14 protein-coding genes are annotated in these 17,431 nt (G+C 44.1%); 10 read left to right on the top strand and 4 right to left on the bottom strand.

The features are described from left to right. The first annotated feature begins 23 nt into the window (after nucleotides 1–23). The 5 genes from JWG45_RS01575 to JWG45_RS01555 all read left to right on the top strand — a co-directional run bounded on the left by JWG45_RS01575 (nucleotide 24) and on the right by JWG45_RS01555 (nucleotide 5,622). Nucleotides 24–1,199, top strand: coding sequence for an acyl-CoA dehydrogenase family protein (locus JWG45_RS01575; RefSeq protein ID WP_205278033.1), 1,176 nt, complete (start codon nucleotides 24–26; stop codon nucleotides 1,197–1,199). Nucleotides 1,200–1,220: 21 nt separating this feature from the next. Continuing rightward, complete coding sequence (locus JWG45_RS01570; RefSeq protein ID WP_205278032.1) at nucleotides 1,221–2,261, top strand: phosphotransferase family protein; 1,041 nt, start codon at nucleotides 1,221–1,223, stop codon at nucleotides 2,259–2,261. Further along, nucleotides 2,251–2,646 carry a DUF6285 domain-containing protein gene (locus tag JWG45_RS01565; RefSeq protein ID WP_205278031.1) on the top strand — a complete coding sequence of 132 codons (396 nt, stop codon included), beginning with the start codon at nucleotides 2,251–2,253 and terminating at the stop codon, nucleotides 2,644–2,646. Before JWG45_RS01570 ends, JWG45_RS01565 begins: the two co-directional genes overlap by 11 nt. A 10-nt stretch (nucleotides 2,647–2,656) precedes the next feature. Next, nucleotides 2,657–3,391: a histidine phosphatase family protein gene (locus tag JWG45_RS01560; RefSeq protein WP_205278030.1), complete on the top strand. Its 735-nt coding sequence runs from the start codon at nucleotides 2,657–2,659 to the stop codon at nucleotides 3,389–3,391. A 119-nt stretch (nucleotides 3,392–3,510) separates the two neighbouring features. Further along, nucleotides 3,511–5,622, top strand: coding sequence for an ATP-binding protein (locus JWG45_RS01555; protein ID WP_205278029.1), 2,112 nt, complete (start codon nucleotides 3,511–3,513; stop codon nucleotides 5,620–5,622). A gap of 24 nt (nucleotides 5,623–5,646) precedes the next feature. Here JWG45_RS01555 and JWG45_RS01550 read toward each other — a convergent pair whose 3' ends face one another. Continuing rightward, the gene (locus JWG45_RS01550) at nucleotides 5,647–6,321 is read right to left on the bottom strand and encodes a glutathione S-transferase family protein (protein WP_205278098.1); all 675 of its coding nucleotides are present in this window, start codon (nucleotides 6,319–6,321) and stop codon (nucleotides 5,647–5,649) included. A gap of 166 nt (nucleotides 6,322–6,487) precedes the next feature. Between JWG45_RS01550 and JWG45_RS01545 the strand changes: the two genes are divergently transcribed. Further along, nucleotides 6,488–6,808, top strand: a complete 321-nt coding sequence (locus JWG45_RS01545) for a DMT family transporter (protein WP_205278028.1) — start codon at nucleotides 6,488–6,490, stop codon at nucleotides 6,806–6,808. Between the two features lie 405 nt (nucleotides 6,809–7,213). Then, a complete protein-coding gene (locus JWG45_RS01540; RefSeq protein ID WP_205278027.1) occupies nucleotides 7,214–9,886 on the top strand; it encodes a hybrid sensor histidine kinase/response regulator in 2,673 nt (890 codons plus the stop codon). Nucleotides 9,887–9,918: 32 nt separating this feature from the next. Here the strand turns inward: JWG45_RS01540 and JWG45_RS01535 are convergent, their stop codons facing one another. Further along, nucleotides 9,919–10,509: a PaaI family thioesterase gene (locus JWG45_RS01535; RefSeq protein ID WP_205278026.1), complete on the bottom strand. Its 591-nt coding sequence runs from the start codon at nucleotides 10,507–10,509 to the stop codon at nucleotides 9,919–9,921. Between the two features lie 250 nt (nucleotides 10,510–10,759). Between JWG45_RS01535 and JWG45_RS01530 the strand changes: the two genes are divergently transcribed. Continuing rightward, entirely contained in the window at nucleotides 10,760–11,794 is a 1,035-nt protein-coding gene (locus tag JWG45_RS01530; protein ID WP_205278025.1) for a zinc-binding dehydrogenase, read from the top strand. 164 nt (nucleotides 11,795–11,958) lie between these two features. Here JWG45_RS01530 and JWG45_RS01525 read toward each other — a convergent pair whose 3' ends face one another. Then, on the bottom strand, nucleotides 11,959–12,240 hold the full coding sequence (locus JWG45_RS01525; protein WP_205278024.1) for a carbonic anhydrase: 282 nt from the start codon (nucleotides 12,238–12,240) through the stop codon (nucleotides 11,959–11,961). Nucleotides 12,241–12,954: 714 nt separating this feature from the next. Between JWG45_RS01525 and JWG45_RS01520 the strand changes: the two genes are divergently transcribed. Further along, nucleotides 12,955–14,430 carry a hypothetical protein gene (locus JWG45_RS01520; protein ID WP_332476221.1) on the top strand — a complete coding sequence of 492 codons (1,476 nt, stop codon included), beginning with the start codon at nucleotides 12,955–12,957 and terminating at the stop codon, nucleotides 14,428–14,430. 267 nt (nucleotides 14,431–14,697) lie between these two features. Beyond that, nucleotides 14,698–15,300 carry a hypothetical protein gene (locus JWG45_RS01515; protein WP_205278023.1) on the top strand — a complete coding sequence of 201 codons (603 nt, stop codon included), beginning with the start codon at nucleotides 14,698–14,700 and terminating at the stop codon, nucleotides 15,298–15,300. 75 nt (nucleotides 15,301–15,375) lie between these two features. Here JWG45_RS01515 and JWG45_RS01510 read toward each other — a convergent pair whose 3' ends face one another. Next, entirely contained in the window at nucleotides 15,376–16,821 is a 1,446-nt protein-coding gene (locus tag JWG45_RS01510; RefSeq protein ID WP_205278022.1) for a pectin acetylesterase-family hydrolase, read from the bottom strand. Nucleotides 16,822–17,431: the final 610 nt, after the last annotated feature.

The raw sequence follows: 17,431 nt of genomic DNA, 5'->3' as shown, positions 1-17,431 counted from the left end.
CGCCGATTTCTAAGGGAGGAAGAATGGATTTTACAATACCGACGGAAGTGGAAGAGGTCAAAAAGAGAATTCGCGATTTCGTAGAAAACTACGCGATTCCCGCAGAGGATCATTACGATTACGATCATGGAAGAATGCCCGAAAAAGTCACGGAAGAGTTGCGAAAAAAAGTAAAAGAACTCGGACTCTGGACCCCACACCTTCCTAAATCCGAAGGTGGTCTTGGTTTGGACATGGTGGGAACCGCTATCATATTCTCCGAACTTGGACGATCTCCGATCGCACCTTATCTTTGCAACTGCGACGCTCCCGACGAAGGGAACATGCATCTTCTGCATATAGCCGCCAATAAAGAACAAAAAGAAAAATACTATTATCCGTTAACACAAGGAAAGATTCGTTCCGCATTCGCGATGACCGAACCCCCTCCGGGCGCGGGAGCCGATCCTCAAACTCTTTTTACAAACGCGGTCAAAGACGGAAACGAATACGTCATCAACGGGCACAAGTGGTATTGCACGGGCGCGAACGGGGCCGCGTTCCTGATCGTGATGTCCAAGGTGGCGGATTCTTTTAGAAGGACCACAATGTTTCTCGTTCCGACGGATGCTCCCGGTTATACGATGGTAAGAGAAATCGGAGTGATGGGTTCTCACGGTCCGGGCGGTCACTGCGAATTAAAATTTGAAAACGTCCGAGTTCCCGAATCTTCAATTCTCGGAAGAGTGGGAGAAGGATTTAAATGGTCTCAAGAACGTCTGGGGCCCGCTCGTCTAACGCACTGTATGCGATGGATCGGGCTTGCAAGACGATCGATGGAGATCGCGAGAGAATACGCGCTCAAAAGACAGGTTTTCGGACAAAGAATCGCGGATCATCAGGGAATTCAATGGATGTTCGCGGAATCCGCGCTCGAAATAGAATCGGGATATATGCTCACTCTCAAGGCGGCTCATACTCTCCGAGCCGGAGAAGACGCGAGACAAATTATTTCTATGGCAAAGTGGAGTGTTTCCGAAACTCTCTGCAAGGTGATCGATCGTGCGATTCAAATCTGCGGATCCCACGGTTACGGAAGAGATATGAAATTGGAATTGTTTTACAGAGACGCAAGAGCGGCGAGGATCGCGGACGGACCGAGCGAGGTTCACAAGATGGTGATCGGAAGAAATTTGGTGAGCGGGAAACACGATTTTTAGAATATTAGAATCTACTAAACTATGAACGATACAGAATTAAAGAATGTTTTGGAAGGATATCTTTCCGGACGACTCAAGGGGAAAACGGAAATTCACGCGATGATTTCTCTGAGCGGAGGCGCCTGCCAGGAAAACTTTTTGGCGGAACTCAAGGTTTTGGACGGCCCGGAAAAGGGAGACTACGAAACCGTATTCAGGACCGACAAAGGCGCCGCCTTACTGGCTTCTTTGAGCCGAGAAGACGAATTCGGAGTCTGCGATCTCGCCTACAAGGCGGGAGTAAAAACTCCCCGTCCGTTCTGGTTAGAAACGGATCGTTCCGTTACAGGAAGCCCTTTTTATTTTATGCAAAAAATTTCCGGAAAAGCCACCGGAAGATATATCGTAAAAGACGCTTCGCTTAACAAAATTCGAAAACAACTCGCTGTCGATCTGGCCGAGAATCTAGCAAAAATTCATTCCATAAAACCTGAAAACTGCAAGGATGAGAATTTGAAAAAGACTCTTTGGATGGGACAGGATCCAAAGGATAAGGTCGTCGCGACCGGATCGATTCATTCTCTTCGATTGGAATTGGAGAGAATGAAGGAAAGTTATCCCGCGATGGAAATGATTCTCAACTGGTTGGAGAAAAAAGCAAAACCTTCGGACGACGTAGTTTTGATTCACGGAGATTTTAGAACCGGAAACTTTATGGTCACTCCGGAGGGACTGCAAGGAATCGTGGATTGGGAGTTCGCTCACTGGGGCGACCGTCACGAAGACCTGACTTGGCTTTGTATGAGAGATTGGAGATTCGGAAAGTTGAATCAGGAAGCCGGCGGATTTGCGGATCGTTCTTCGTTCTACGAAGCCTATGAGAAAGCCTCGGGTGTGACTTTGGATCCTGCGATGATTACCTATTGGGAAGTGATGGGAAATCTTCGTTGGGCGATCGGTTGTATCGGCCAAGCCGAAAGACATCTTTCCGGTAAGGACAAAGGGATAGAACTCGCGGCGATCGGAAGAAGAGCCTGCGAGATGGAATATGAAGCGATGAGGATCATAGAAAATGCAAGATAAACCAAGTTCAACGGATCTTTTGGAAGCAATTCAAGATTTTCTAATGAAGGAGGTTCTTCCTCAGTTCAAAGACAAGGATCTTTTATCGTATAAAACATTAGTAAGTTGGAATATGCTGGGAGTGATTTCCCGCGAGATCCGTTCCGGAGAAGAATTGCTCGACAAGGAGCTTGATAGACTTTCCAAACTTCTAAAACAGAACCCTTCAATCCCCAAAACTCTCGACGAAAAGAAAAATCTCGCAAACACCTGGAATTTGGAGCTTCGCGATAAAATCCGCAAGGAGAAATTATCCATTGAAAATGCGGAATATTGGAGTCACGTCAAGGAAACGGTGAGAGAAAAGGTGGAAGTCACCAATCCTAGATTTAATACGGAAAGTTGAGTAAGAATTCATGTCCGTCGTTTATCTAGTCCGCCACGGTCAGGCAAATTCCCAAGGATCGGATTACGATCTTCTCACTCCCCGCGGTAAAAAACAAGCCTTCGAACTCGGAAAATACATGGCGACTAACGGAGAAATTCCGGATCGGATCATAACCGGGACGATGCGTAGACATTTGGAAACGGGGGATTTTTTTTTAGAAGGTGTTCGGTCCGTAGTCGGAGAACAGAAAGAATTCTCAGTGGATTCCTTTATCCAAAGAGACGCGGGTTGGAACGAATTCGCCCCGGAACTCTGGGGTTCTTATTCTAAGTTGATCGCGTCGAAAAAACCTGAATTCGAAAAAACTCTCGTACAATTCGCCAAAGTCAGGCAGAAGGGCGGGATTCGATCCGCGGCTTTGTTTTTCAAATTAACTGAAGAAATTCTCAGAGTTTGGAGAGATGGAAAAGAAACTCCGGATGGAATCGAAACATATAAACGTTTTGAGGAAAGAGTATTCAAATCTTCTAATGTTTGGTTTTCTCCCTCAGATAAGGAAAGAAATTTCATTTTCACGTCGGGAACTCCTATTTCTTTAGTTTTAAATCGGCTTCTTCGTCAGGATGAGGATGGTTTTGCCTGGATGCCTTGGATCTGGAACACTTCAGTAAGCACATTCCGCTGGGTGAGAGGCAAATATCTGCCCGTTTCCGTAAACGGCGTCCCGCATCTGTTCGAAAAAAACAAACGAACTCTGTTTTAATCCAATTTTAGGAATTATTTTTTTAGAATTCGGTTTTGAGAGTCCTCTCTATGAGAAAAGGGATCGACGGAAAGAACGATTAACGTCTATAATGTTTGTCGTTTGTTTGTGAGCCATTGATGACAATTCAACAAAGTCATTCTCGACCCTCGATACCCAAGGCCGGAATTTGGATATTTTGGATCAGTAACATCTTGGTATTCGTTTCTTTTTTGGGAAACTATTACTACGAAGAGCGAAACACGGATAGGCTCATCGACAATGTTCATTGGACGATTTCTTATCTTTGTGCGGCGGCGCTTGCTTGGATCGGTTATCTCTCGGCAGAAGGCGGGATTCACCGTTTTCGGTTTTGGTTTGCACTCGGACTTACCGCAAACGCTCTCGGTCAACTTTCCTGGGCGATTCAAGTTTATTTGAATTACTATGTTACTCCTACTCCGAGCGATTATCTTTTTCCGTTGGTCGCTCCTTGTTTTGTAGCTGGTTACTATATTATAGTTATCGAATGTGATAAGAGGCGTGCCCGCGCGGTGATTCTTGACGCACTCGGTTTGACGACGGCGATTCTTACACTTTCGCTTGCTTTGTATCTTCCGCAGAGAGAAGGGGTCGGCGTTTCACAACTTCTTCCTCTAATCAATCATCCGGTTTCCTTTTTAACGGCGGCCGCGCTCGGGATTCTTTTGATTCCACTTCTTCGTCTTCAGCCGGATCGATACTGGTTTTTGTTTTTATTAGGGATGTGGGGAACCGGTTTTAGTTGGTTGGTTTGGAACGCGCTTTTTATATCCGATATTCCGCCGGATGGAACTTTGCTCAACGCCGGTTTTTCAGTTTCTGCTCTTGTAATGGGTTACGGTTCATTGACTTGGTTTCCCAGGTTCAATGAAAGTCCGGTTTGGGAAAGAAGATACGAAGCCGCTCTTCGTCTATTACCGTTGTTTGAAGTAGTTGCGAGTTCGATTACCATCGTGTTAGCGGGAACACTTCCCGGTCTTCCGGAAGGTGTGAGAATCGTGGCATGGACGGGGACTACGATCGTCGTCGTGATTGCGAGTGTTAGACAAAGTCTACTCGTGAGCGAGATGACGGAAACCGGTCAACGAATTCGTTCGATCAACGAAGACCTGGAACAAATCGTCGCAAAACGTACGGAAGAATTAAGAACCGTGAATCGGTACCTTACTTCGAAGAATGAACAAGTCGTCAATGCTATGGAAGAACTTAGGAACGCCCAAAAACAACTCATTCGTTCCGAAAAGATGGCGGTCCTCGGACAACTTGTCGCCGGGATTGCACACGAGTTGAACACTCCTCTCGGCGCGATAGTTTCCTCCAATGAAGGAATCCGCTCAGTGTTATACGATTCTTGGGAAGGTTTATTGAGGGACTATTCCGGTTTTACGGAATCTCAAAAATCGATCTGGGAAACGTTATTCGCCAAGGGGATTTCACCTAGAGAATTTTATGATACGAAAGAGGAGAGAAATAAAAGGAAAAAAATCTCCGTTTTGTTAAGCGAACAAGGATTTACGGAAGGAATGCGTATCGCGGATATTCTTACCGACTTGGGTCTTTCTCCAGAAGACGTCGTAAAAATTTCCGAAGGATTAAACAAGGTGGAGAATCTTCTTTTGATCGCGCAAAACGCACTTTCGCTTTCGAGTCTGGCAAGAGCGAGTTTTACGATCGAAAAGGCCGCCGAAAAAGCTTCTCTCGTGATTCAAGCGCTGAAAGAATACGCATACAGGGATCGTTCCGGAACCGCGATGAGTCCGGTGGACATTCGTAAACAACTAGAGACGGTTCTTACACTTTACTATTCCAAATATAAAACCGAAGTGGAAATCGTGCGAGACATGCCCGAAACTTCGATCGTGTGGGGAAATGCGGAGGCTCTTACTCAAGTATGGACGAACATCATCGGTAACGCGCTTTATGCGATGAATTATGCAGGAAGGATAAAAATTAGCTGCAAAGAAACGCCATCGAGCTGGATCGTATCGATCTCGGATAGCGGAGGTGGAATTGAAGATTCGATTCGTGATCGTATCTTCGAGCCCTTTTTCACGACAAAACCTTCCGGAGCCGGCACGGGACTGGGGCTTGATATTTGCAGGAGAATCATAGAAGATCATAACGGAAAGATCTCATTTGAAACTTCGGAGAACGGAACTACCTTTTTTGTCTCTTTGCCGATCGCGAATCGCGGTCCGGAAGAAAACTGAAATTTGTAACAATATTATAAAAATCTACTTTACTAATATAGATTGACCTTTCTTTTTGATTTTCTCTTCGTCCGTTTTATATTCTACTTTATTGGGAATATCCTTCCCTTTTATAAAAGCGGGTCGTTTCGCCAATTCTTCTTCCCAACGTTTTAGATTCGGAAATCCGTCTAAAGAGATTTCAACCCATTCGTGGACGTTGATCCAGGGCCAGGTCGCGATATCGGCGATGGAGAATCCGTTTCCGCCGATATACTTTGTTTCTCCCAGTCTGCGGTTTAGAACCGAATAGATACGTTTGGTTTCATTTTGATATCTGGAAATCGCGAAAGGGATTTTTTCGGGAGCGTATTTTAAAAAGACCCCCGCTTGACCTTGCATCGGGCCGAGTCCGCTCATCTGAAACATCAACCATTGTATGACGACACTTTTTTCTTTTAGATCCTTTGGTAAGAGTTTACCGGTTTTTTCGGCGAGATACAGAAGGATGGCACCGGATTCAAATACTGTGAAATCGCCGTTGTCCTTATCTATGATGGCCGGGATTCTTCCGTTCGGGTTGATTTTTAAATACCATTCTTCCTTTTGTTCCAGTTTTCCGAAATCGACGGGATAAACCGTATAAGGAATTCCTAATTCTTCTAATAGGATGGAAACCTTTCTTCCGTTTGGCGTCGAGGCCGTGAATAATTCTATCAATGACATTCTCCTTTGCTTTTTTATCCGAGTGTGATCGTATTAATTAGACATGTTTAAATTTAAATGTATCTAAAAATGTTACATATAAGAATTATTTCCATCGTCCGAATTCGTGCCTATTCGGACGTTGGCTTGTAATCCTTGTTTCCCTTTAAAAAGTGGAATTATGGCATGGATTTATCTGATCGTCGCTTCCGCGTTTGAAATCGGCTTTACTACTTGTTTGAAACTTTCCGAAAACTTTTCTAAACCTGTTTGGACTGTCGGTTTTGGGCTCTCCGCGATTTTGAGCTTGGTATTTTTAAATAAGTCGATTCAGACGATTCCTCTGGGAACGGGATACGCGGTTTGGACGGGTTTAGGCGCCGTGGGAACCGTCCTCGTCGGGATTTTTCTTCATGGAGAGCCGATCGATTTTTGGAGAGGATTTTTTCTTTCCACGTTGATTCTTTCCGTTCTGGGTTTGAAATTTCTCGTGGCCGATTGAATTCGAAATTCAGGATTAGTTTATAAAAATAGAATATTCTATAAGATGAATATCATTGTAAACGTTCGTTTTTTATTTGTGGGGATGGAGGGAGGATTGATCTTTAAATCCGTCCTATCCCCGGATTCCATTTCGGAATCGCCATGCCCTTCGAGACTTTGAATTTAATTCATTTTAGAGCAAAGTATGTAAAGAATAAGCCACATTGTGAAATTCTTTCCTAGATTCGAAGAGCGAATGGAAACTGAAACGTTTCTGAAAAACACCTCGGTCCATTCTCTCTAAACTCAATTCCCTTTATTTAGAATGAATCAGCGTTTCGATTCTGCTTCTTTCGTCTTATAGATTGACTCGTTTTGGTGGATCCTGGATTTTTCAATCGGGTGTAGGAGCTATGGTATAAGAATGTTGGAAAAAACTGCAATTTCATCCGAGGATACCGATCCATCTCAAAGAGAATATCTTTACAGACAAGTTGCAAAACAATTTCCGAACGGAGGAGTCGCCGTATTTGATCGAGACTTCCGCTTTATCATTTTTGAAGGAAGCGGAGTTTACGGAGTCAATCTCACACCTGAATTTGCGCAGGGCAAAACACTTCGGCAAATTTTTTCGAAAGAGATCGCCGATGTAAGCGAACCTCTTTACGCCGCAGCCTTGGAAGGCAGATCTACAACCGTTGAAATTCCTTATTTGGAAAGAATTTTTAGGATCGAACACGCGCCGATCGAAGACACCGACGGTAACATCGAATACGGGATGGTGATGGCTCAAGACATCACCGAACAAAAGACCGCCGAACAAGCGTTAAGAGACTCGGAGTTGGAACTTCGCGCTCTGTTTTCGGCGATGACCGATATCATTATGGTTCTGGATAAGGATGGACGTTATCTGAAAATCGCCCCTACAAAAGCGAAATTTATTACGGCTTCTCCTCAGGATTTAATCGGAAATCGGGTTCGAGATTTCTTTAACGCAGATAAGGCGGATCTTGCGGAGCTTACGATTCGCAGAACGCTTGAAACCGGCGAAACTCAAAAGATAGAATACGACATTCAGATCGAAGACGACTTGATTTGGTTCGAAGCAATGGTTTCACCACGCACCGAAAATTCCGTTTTTTGGGTGGCAAGAGATATCACCCAATTCAAACAAATCGAAAGCGCTCAAAAGAAAAGCCAGAAACATCTGCGGAATATCATCGACGGTCTGGTTCCGGATATGTTTATCGGATTGATCCAGCCTGACGGAATATTAATCGAAGTGAACAAAGCTCCGCTTTCCGTTGCGGGAATCAAATTCGAAGAGGTTTTAGGAAAACCTTTCGATCAGACTTACTGGTGGTCCTTCTCCGAGAACAGCCGTAAACAACTGAGAGATTCGATCGCTCGTGCGGCGTTAGGCGAGTCCCTTCGATACGACGTCGAAATTCGGGTGGGAGATGAAGAATTCATACAAATCGATTTTGTGATTCAACCCCTAAGAGACGAGTTCGGCAATATTCAATACTTAATCGCCTCCGGAACCGTGATTACTGAAAGGAAAAAAGCTGAAGAAGCGCTTCAAGAATCCCAGCAGAAATACAAAGAATTAGTAGAAAATATAAACGACGTAATCTTTTCAACGAACGTTTTATGTCAGGTCACTTATATCAGTCCGATCATACAATCTCTAACCGGATATTCTTCAGCAAGTATTCAAGGAGTTGTCCTTAAAGAAATGATCGTGGAGGAAGACCGGGAATATTTTAAGAAACTCATGGCTTCCGCATTGATCGGAAATAAGGACGTCTGTGAATGCAGGATGAAACTCAAAAAAGGGTCCTTCGTTTGGGTTCAGATTTCTACGAGACCAATATTAAGAGACGGTAATGTGGTTGGAACTGCGGGTGTGATAGCGGACATCACCAAAAGAAGACAGTTGGAACAGCAGCTTTTTCAAACCCAAAATCTCGAAAGTCTTGGAACCTTAGCCGGAGGAATTGCGCACGATTTCAACAATCTACTCGGAATCATGGCTTGTAATCTTTCCATTTTAGAAGATGATTTTGCGGATCCGAAAAAAAAGTTCAAAAGTGCGGACGCAATTTCGAAAACGATCCGAAGGGGCGCCAATCTTGTGGAACAGCTTTTGACGATCGCCCGCAAAGGTGATATGACTCTTAAATTGGTTCAGATGAACTCGATCGTTTACGAAATGGTCAATCTAATGGAGGAGACTTTTTCTAAATTGATTGAAATCGACTTGTCCGTAGGAAACGAACTCCCTTCGATTTTGGCGGATCAAAGTCAAATTCATCAAGTACTTCTGAATCTTTGTGTGAACGCGCGAGACGCGTTGGAGCCGAACGGAGGAAAGATCAGTTTGGGAACAAAGGCCGTTTTCGGAGAAGAGTTGAAAACCCGTTTTGAAAACGCGGAGGCCGAGGTTTATATCGAACTTACGGTTTCCGATACGGGAGCGGGAATGGATCCGCTTACGAAGTCCAGGATTTTTGAGCCGTTCTTTACTACAAAGGAACCAGGTAAAGGAACAGGACTCGGACTCGCTACCACTTACGGAATTTTAGAAAGACATCGCGGTTTTATAGAAGTTGAAAGCGCAATCGGAAGCGGAACCACCTTTCGAGTTTATCTTCCTGCGCAGTCTCAAGAAATAGAAAACGAGCTTCCGGAAAAGAAGATCGAAGAGATAGAAAAAAGAGCCAGCGGGACGATTTTTTTTGTAGAAGACGAAGAGATGTTGAAGGAAGTTTTTACTTGCATCTTAGAAAAGGAAGGATACAGGGTTTTGAACGCGGATAACGGATGGGAAGCTGTAAAGTTATATCGACAAAAGTTTCAAGAGATCGATCTTGTTCTTTCGGACGTGGGGCTTCCCGGCTTAGAGGGCGATCAAATGTTTTATGAAATGAAAAAGATCAACCCTTCGATCCGGGCGATTCTTTCGAGCGGATTTATAGAACCGAACAACAAAACCGCGCTTTTGAAGTCCGGCGTCATAGACGTATTGCAAAAACCTTATGTAACAACCGATATACTCAAGAGGATCAAAAACGCGATTCAATCCGAGAATTGAGAAGAATTCAAAAAACCGAAAAATCAATTTTTCTAGGATTGTTTTAGTTCCGCGCTTGCCTTCAGAAGTTTGAGACGTTTTCGGATTTCCTTTCCGCGTTTTTGGTTTACTTCCAAGACTTGAAGAAGGGTTTCGATCGGGAAGACGGTTCCTTGAAACATTCTTTTCATAGTCCTTTCGGACATGTCATACCAACGGGCTTTGGAGGAAACCAGGAGTTCCCCCGTTTTCGCGAGATGAATCGTCGCTTTTGTATAAAGCCTTCTTCTTCTCACCATAGTAACCCAACAACGTACTTCTACTTCTTCTTGAAGAGGAACCGCTTTGTGATAACGCATATACAATTGATCGGTCATAACGAAGTGGCCAAGATGAAAACAAAGAACTCCTTGCGCTTCGTCGAGAAGAGTCGCAAGAACTCCTCCGTGTGCGTAACCGGGAGCGCCTTCGAATGACTTTTCAATTTTGAAAGGAAAACGAACTTCGCCGCTTTCTTCGTGAAACGGGAAACTCGCGTGGATTCCTTTCGGGTTGTCGGGGCCGCAACCGAAACAGTTTTTATGATGCCAGTCTTGTCCGTTCTGACTCGCTCTGATCTCCCGGTAGATTGTCTCAGGTTCCATTATTTTCCTCCGGAAGGAATTTGGATTCTTATCCCGTGTCGCTTTAACAAAGGAAACGATTCTTCTTCCATGAAAAAATCGGAGGATATGGATTCAAGTGAGAAAAGGATGAAAATTTCTAAGAAGAGGGATTGTTTTTTCCTTCTATCGAAAGAAGTTCGTATCAGAATTCGGATTCTTTTTCAATTCACCTTGACTGTGAGCTTTAAGATCTTATTCTACGTTGCGTTTCATCAGAGGAGAATTTTATATGAAAGCCGCAATCTTAGAATCCGGAAAAAGAAGTTTAGAGATCCGAGACGTAGCCGTTCCAAACGTTGGTCCTGGTCAGGTAAAAATTAAAATCAAGGCTTGCGGAATCTGCGGATCGGACGTTCACCTTGTAGTTCATGGAACGCTCAAGTGTAAACACTTTCCGAGAGTGCCCGGTCACGAATCTTCGGGGGTGGTCGAAGATGTAGGTGAGAATGTAACTCGTTTTAAAAAAGGAGATCGTGTCGTGATCGCCGCCGGAACTTCCTGCGGAGTCTGTGCTTATTGTAAAGCGGGTCATGAGAATCTTTGTAAAGAATTGGGAGTTTTCGGATTTGATCGTGATGGGAGTTTCGCGGAATACAACGTTGTCGAAGAACGCTATCTCTATTCGTTGCCGGACGCGATTCCTTTCGATCAAGGTGCAATCCTTGCGGATGCGGTTTCCACTCCATATCACGCAATTCGATATCGAGGAAACATCGTGGATGGGGATACGGTCGCGATCTTCGGATGCGGCGGTTTGGGAATCCACGCGGTAGCAGTAGCGAGAGCGCTTACGAGCGGAAAAGTCATCGCCTTAGACGTTGATAACGGACCTCTCGAGAACGCGGTAAAATACGGAGCCGACGAAGTCATCAATCTAAAGCAAGTGAGAAATCCGGGAAAGGCTTTGAAAGAAGTGAGTAAAGGAGTGGATCTACTCGCGGACTTTTCGGGTTATATGTCCAATGTCGAAGAATCCTTGAGGGCGATGAATCCGGGAGGAAAGATCGTTCTTGTAGGAATCGGAAGACAGCCTTTGAAATTTCAGATTCCTTTTATACTCATCGAAAAGATGATTTCGGTTTCCGGATCTTACGGCTCCGACAGAAGAGCGATTCCTGAATTGATCGATCTTTATCTAAAGGGTAAAATCAATCTCACACATTCCATCACTTCCCATCATCCATTAGAAGAATTGAATGAATGTTTGGAAGCGTTGGACGAAAGAAAAGGAAACCCGATCCGATTTATCATTCAACCCGGTTGAAAAATTTGAATCAGGGTCTCGAATTCGTATTCTAATAAAAACGAAGAAAGCTCCGGTTCGACCCATTCTCGAAATGAAAGAAAAAAATTTCAAGAGCGGGTCGAATTTCGCATGAACCGTGTTATGCGGCCGCCTTTCCGATTTCGATCGCTTGCTGAACCGAATCAACTTACCGATTTTGACATCGTAAACATAACCGTAAATCGGTATATTCCGCGGGACCGAAAAGGATGATTGCGGATTCGTTTTACGTCGTCGATCACGCTTGAGAATTCATTCGGAAACGTAAGGGCAATCCACCATTCGGTCTCTTTGGAGGAGGCGCCTTTTTCAACTTCTTTCCAGCCTGCGTCTGTCAGTGAAGCCGTCTCCAGACTTTCGGAAAGAAGATTGCGAATGATCGCCTCAGTGAAAAGCGCCATTCCGCAGTTCGTATGATGGATCACGAACTATTCTTTAATTCCAAACTACTTGCAGGAAATCACAAGGGAACGGATTGCGTCGTCGGAAGCCCTTCCCCCGCGTTTCGAATTACGTGAGCATCTTCCTTACGAGAGGCCCGCATACTTGGCAGGAATCCAAACGGGCATCCAGACAAGTGAATATTGCCAACCTTTTCGCGGGTCATAACCTTACCCACAAGTTAAGAGTAGATACAACAAGAATCGTCCCGAGACAAGGGGTTTGCAGGAGTTCCTACATGAGAATTTTTTCTTGCGAAATTATGTTTTTGTGATACAGGAAAGTCCATCGGAGTTTTTCCCACCACCTCTCCCCACCACCCGAAATTTGGGCGGGGCACGCGAGTTTCACGGAAGAGTTGTCGTAGTTCCTACAAATTGTCTGAAGATCCAGACATGGGCTGTGTCCTTCAAATTTATGACTTCAGCATAGCAGATAATAAATATAGTATAACAAATAGTAGTCCATAAAAAAGGAGGATAAGGACGGCTTCGTTGATTTCTGTTTCGGAAAAAGAACTGGGGATTTTTCTGAACTCGCTGTTTTTTTAAGAAAGTAGGAACTCCCCCTTTTTCTATTTCGAGAGCCAGGCTTTGATTGTAGCGACCGCTATAAAACTCTTGCATTTTAAAAATCAGGATCTACTTTTGGAGGAATTCTTCCGCAATATATATCGTTTGTTATTTAAAGGTGACACTGTGAAAATCCAGATTCGAAAACTCATTCTTTCCGGTTTTGCATTTTTTTCAATTCTTCTCGTATTGCCCGTTTTAGGAGCTTTTTCGTTGAAGGACATTCCCCGTTCGATCGGACCCGACGGAAGGGAACTTTCCAAACAGTTTCTCGAGTTTTTGCGAGGGGTTGCAAAAAAGGTTCAATACGACGAAAGAGCATTAGAATTTCATAATTATATAGAAGCTTCCCTGGAAAAATTCGAATTGAAGAAACTCTACAACTCCGAGTTTCTTCGGAAGGAAGAGGATGGAACTCATTGGGTGAGTTATAAGGGAAAGTTTTCACCGGAAGGTTATAAGATCAATCTCGAAGACAAAAGGATAAAAGCGATTCCGGTTTCTTCTTTTGGGGACTTTCGCGCCGAATTCGATCTGAGACACAATCCGAAACCGCTCTACAGAGGAACCTCTTATTCCGGAAATTTGGATATTTTGACTCATCTTGGACCTTTTACCCACAGACACGGCTTGACGGCGATGGAATCTTCTCTCAAATTTTTGGATCCCCGGAACTTAAAACAGATCGAAGCTCCCACGACTTTTATATTCAAAAAAGTGAATGATCCTGATGCTCGAAAGGTGTTAAACGATCTTTCAAAGTCTTTTCCGGATCTCGGTAAATTTCTAAACTTCTATTTTGGTCTGGAATCTCTTTTGGTTTTGAACGAGGCGGGTTCCTCCGATTCGGACGGCTCGATTACGAAGTTTAACTTCAAAGGTTCTATCTCGAGAAACCTCTCGGACGACTATGAAGAGTTAGGCGATTATTTGGATTCCATTCGATATCTCGGATGGATCAACATTAAGTTGGAGAATTCGAAAGGGAAAACCCTCGCCGAAATCCGCCTCAATTCAAAAACGCCGGATATCTCAGTAAGGTTTATTACAAAACACGGAAAAATTCTTCCTTACGATTCCAAAGGAAATCAATTTCCCGAGGATTCCTTTTCTTTCGTTTCCCTCAGCAATTTCCCCTTTCAGGTTCGGGTTTCTCTAGAAGCCAATCTCTACGGTCTTTTGCTGGAGAATCCGGAAATTCTTCTTTCTGGTCTTTTTCTAAATCATCCGGAAAACGCCTCCCTTTCGTTTAAGATTACAAAAATCGAAAAGTTCGAAGTTTCCGGAGGTTTTTCCTACGTGATTCCTGCTTGGGCGATCGACTTGGTCATTCCCGGGAATTTGGAATCGATCATTCACGAATTTACGGAAACCCTCGTCCATGCAAACGGAGAAAAGGGAACCAAGGTCGCTCTTTCTTGGAATCGAGAATCCGGGAAAACGATGATGAAAACCCACGTAGAATCAGAGTTCCTGGATAATTTTTTCATCCGTTTTGGACTCAAAATCTGGAATCACAAGGTTCTTCCTTCCGAAGAAGCCCGCGACGACATCCGTAAGGTTTTTATTCGCATCCTGGATTTAATCATAAAAGATATCTGATGTTTTCGTAAACGATCGATCGTTTACGACGCGGCAGGGATCGATGCGTAGTCAAGTTATTGGAAGTCTTTGAATCGCGTCGTACTTTAGGAATACCCAATAACTTGACTCGAGCGGAGAGCCCGTCCGCCGCCCAAAAGTGTATTCGAAATATTTAAAGTCGCATTAAAATTATTTTTTTAAAATTCCTATTTTTTTTTCAAAGTTTTGTCCGTTTCGCAAGGGACGAGGGCTATCATCGTTAACAACCTTTTGAGGAACAATAGAATGAAGGAATTAAATAAAGTATCACGCTCAAATTCATCCGGTGAAAAGTCCTTTTCCCCGTTTGGAATTCTAAAATATTCGAAAACTATAATGTTGAGTCTTTTGATTTTGGCGATCGCGGTTTCTTGTAAACCGAAACAGACCGAAGAGGAAAAATCCGACGAACTTTTTTTGAACTTAATTATGGCGAGCGTTCTTCTGAATCCTTGTAATAGCGGCGTTCGTTTTAGCTCTAACTCGACCGCGATAACCGTTCCCGCCGGTCAGAGTCTTACGATTTGCGGAGATCAAAACGCTACCCCCACTCTCACTTTTACACAGGCCGGTTCTTACAAACTGACTGCGACCAGCGGAACTCAGACTCATAGTTCGAGCAAGTGTAACTCGATCTATTCCGATTTCGAAATTACTGTAAAGGATCCTTCCAATACTTTGATTTTGACGAGCGCTAAGACGGCGGCTACTTTGGATATCACTGCGGCAGCTAACAGCGTTTATACGCTCACGGTAAACGGAGTTTCCAGTTCTTCTCCTTATACTTGTCAAGGTTTGAGAGCTTCCGTTTCCACCAGCCCGGCTCTTCTGACGATCACACGTCTTTGATTTTTTGAATTTTAAGTCGAAATCGATTTGAGAAATCCGCGCTTTTCTTTATTTGAATCGCGCGGATTTTTTATTTTAGAGTCCCGTGATGGTCCCGCAAGTTGTGAGAAGATCTCTCGCGTTCCCAAAGGACTGATCTGAAGTGGCGACTCCAAGAGTCACATTGATCTTGTTCTTGGTTAGATTTGAATTCACACAATTCCCTCCGTTACCGGAACATTTTGTATTTCCCGGCTTGGTACCGGAAGCGAGGGTCGTAAGCCAGGTCACAAAATTCGTTCCACCCGCATTTACTCCGTACATATCTTCCGAAGTAGTGATCGTATGAACGTCGCCCGGCGCGATGTAATAGGAATAGTTGGCGGCTCCTCCTGAAATTCCGTTCATCGATGTGACCATTTGTTGCGCCCATCCGCAAGACGCTCCGTCCGTTGAAGCTGGAGTTCCGTCCGGCACGGTACTTCCGTCGCTATCTCCGAATAACGCGGAATAACTTCTGGAAGAATCATTCGGGTCCGTCGTTTTCGAATCCGAATAGGTCGGGGCCGCGTTGATGATGTTCATTACCTTGTAGAAGAACCTTTGATTTCCATCGAAAAGTGCCGTATATTGTCCCGTCATATCAGCCGGATAGAACGTGGATACCTTTGTGAAAAAATCCTGAATAGAAGGAGCTCCTACGGTTAAGTAATTGGCTGCGATTCCAGTTACCCAGGTTGGAAGATTGGCGTCCGCTCCCCACTGAGTGCTTAGATTTGCAAAGAATCCTGCGGGAACGATTCCATTGGAGGCGTCGGAAAGCATATTCACTTTTACGGATGTATTCAGTCCTCGAACCGTTTCTCTCACGATCGGATAGTTCAAAAGGGCTCCATATCCGCCGGCGCTCTGACCGGTTACGAATACGTTTTCTACACCCGGATATTCGGTCTGAATGTATTTTAGAGTCGCTAATACGTTATCGTATCCTCTATGTTTGATGACGCTTGCGGCGCCCGTATTCGGATTTGTATATGTCATATCCTTGGAACCGATATGCAAATCTCCCGTACAATAAGGAATGAAGATCACGTCGTAGTCTTTGAAGGGATTGGATGGATTTCCTGCGTTCATCACTCCTTGAAACGCGATCTTCACAAATTGATCTGGCACCACGTTCAGGGCGTTAAAATACGTCGTTGTGTTGTTTCCGAAACAATTGTATCCGCTCCAGCAGGCGCCTCCTCCCATAAAGTTGATCAGAAGTTTTTTATTAGAAGTTGCGACTTTCTTTCTATATAAGGAGAACGTTGTGTTTCCTTCGATTCCCGTGCAAGAAGGACTGAAGGCACGATTGGTATATGCGGCGCCGGCAACCGTGATCGTTCCTGCAACCGGGGTGATCTTCTCGTAAGGTGTGTATAAAAAATTCGCAATGACAAGCCCTAATATTTTTATATCCTCATCGTCATCGCTTTTCTTGCAGGCACTGGATGCAAAAACAAGACAAAATGCCATAACCCATAGAATCTTTCTATTCATCTCTTAAACTCCTCATCTTTCATTCGGGATTGTCTTTTTTGAACTCGCCAATTATAAAGTGAGGTGGAATGAAAGTCAACCGATACCGCAAGATCCAAGGGAAAGAAAACCGACGTTCCAAGATTTCTTTTTTTGAGGAAAAGGTTCTATTTTGAATTCAAAATCTTTCAGGAGAATCTCTTTCGATTTTAGAATCTGGTGTGAGAGTTCCCACTTTTGTTTGAATCGAAAATCTTTCCGAAGGATCGTGAAATTTGCAACCGGATTCTATCCTTTCGGTTTTTTCGTAGCCGTGTTCCTCAAGAAAATCCGAATGTATCTTTTTTGGATTTTAATTTTTTGTTTTTCTTGAAGGCCGCTTTTGTGCGAGATTCTTTTTGGTCGGAACTCCAGCTCACAACAGATTGAAAGTCTGAGATCTGACCTCCGGAAGAATTGAGGACTTCGAGTTTTGATTTTACCGTGGAACAAAAGTAGGAACTCCCAAAAATTCAGATTCTCCTTCTCAAAATAAGAAGGAATCTTTACCCACAAGTATTTGGAATCTCAAGAGGAACCCTGTCGGAACTCCGACGCCCTCCGTGAAAGCGGCGCGCCCCGCCCAAATTTT

The organism is Leptospira ainlahdjerensis, from assembly GCF_016919175.1.
GTDB lineage: Bacteria > Spirochaetota > Leptospiria > Leptospirales > Leptospiraceae > Leptospira > Leptospira ainlahdjerensis.
The sequence above is the reverse complement of the archived record's forward strand: the minus strand, read 5'-3'. Positions and strand labels throughout refer to the sequence as shown.

Coding starts and splice junctions, on each gene's coding strand:
- JWG45_RS01575 (WP_205278033.1), top strand. CDS start 24: ATGGATTTTACAATACCGACGGAAGTGGAAGAGGTCAAAAAGAGAATT.
- JWG45_RS01560 (WP_205278030.1), top strand. CDS start 2,657: ATGTCCGTCGTTTATCTAGTCCGCCACGGTCAGGCAAATTCCCAAGGA.
- JWG45_RS01540 (WP_205278027.1), top strand. CDS start 7,214: ATGTTGGAAAAAACTGCAATTTCATCCGAGGATACCGATCCATCTCAA.
- JWG45_RS01545 (WP_205278028.1), top strand. CDS start 6,488: ATGGCATGGATTTATCTGATCGTCGCTTCCGCGTTTGAAATCGGCTTT.
- JWG45_RS01515 (WP_205278023.1), top strand. CDS start 14,698: ATGAAGGAATTAAATAAAGTATCACGCTCAAATTCATCCGGTGAAAAG.
- JWG45_RS01555 (WP_205278029.1), top strand. CDS start 3,511: ATGACAATTCAACAAAGTCATTCTCGACCCTCGATACCCAAGGCCGGA.
- JWG45_RS01570 (WP_205278032.1), top strand. CDS start 1,221: ATGAACGATACAGAATTAAAGAATGTTTTGGAAGGATATCTTTCCGGA.
- JWG45_RS01535 (WP_205278026.1), bottom strand. CDS start 10,509: ATGGAACCTGAGACAATCTACCGGGAGATCAGAGCGAGTCAGAACGGA.
- JWG45_RS01565 (WP_205278031.1), top strand. CDS start 2,251: ATGCAAGATAAACCAAGTTCAACGGATCTTTTGGAAGCAATTCAAGAT.
- JWG45_RS01510 (WP_205278022.1), bottom strand. CDS start 16,821: ATGAATAGAAAGATTCTATGGGTTATGGCATTTTGTCTTGTTTTTGCA.
- JWG45_RS01530 (WP_205278025.1), top strand. CDS start 10,760: ATGAAAGCCGCAATCTTAGAATCCGGAAAAAGAAGTTTAGAGATCCGA.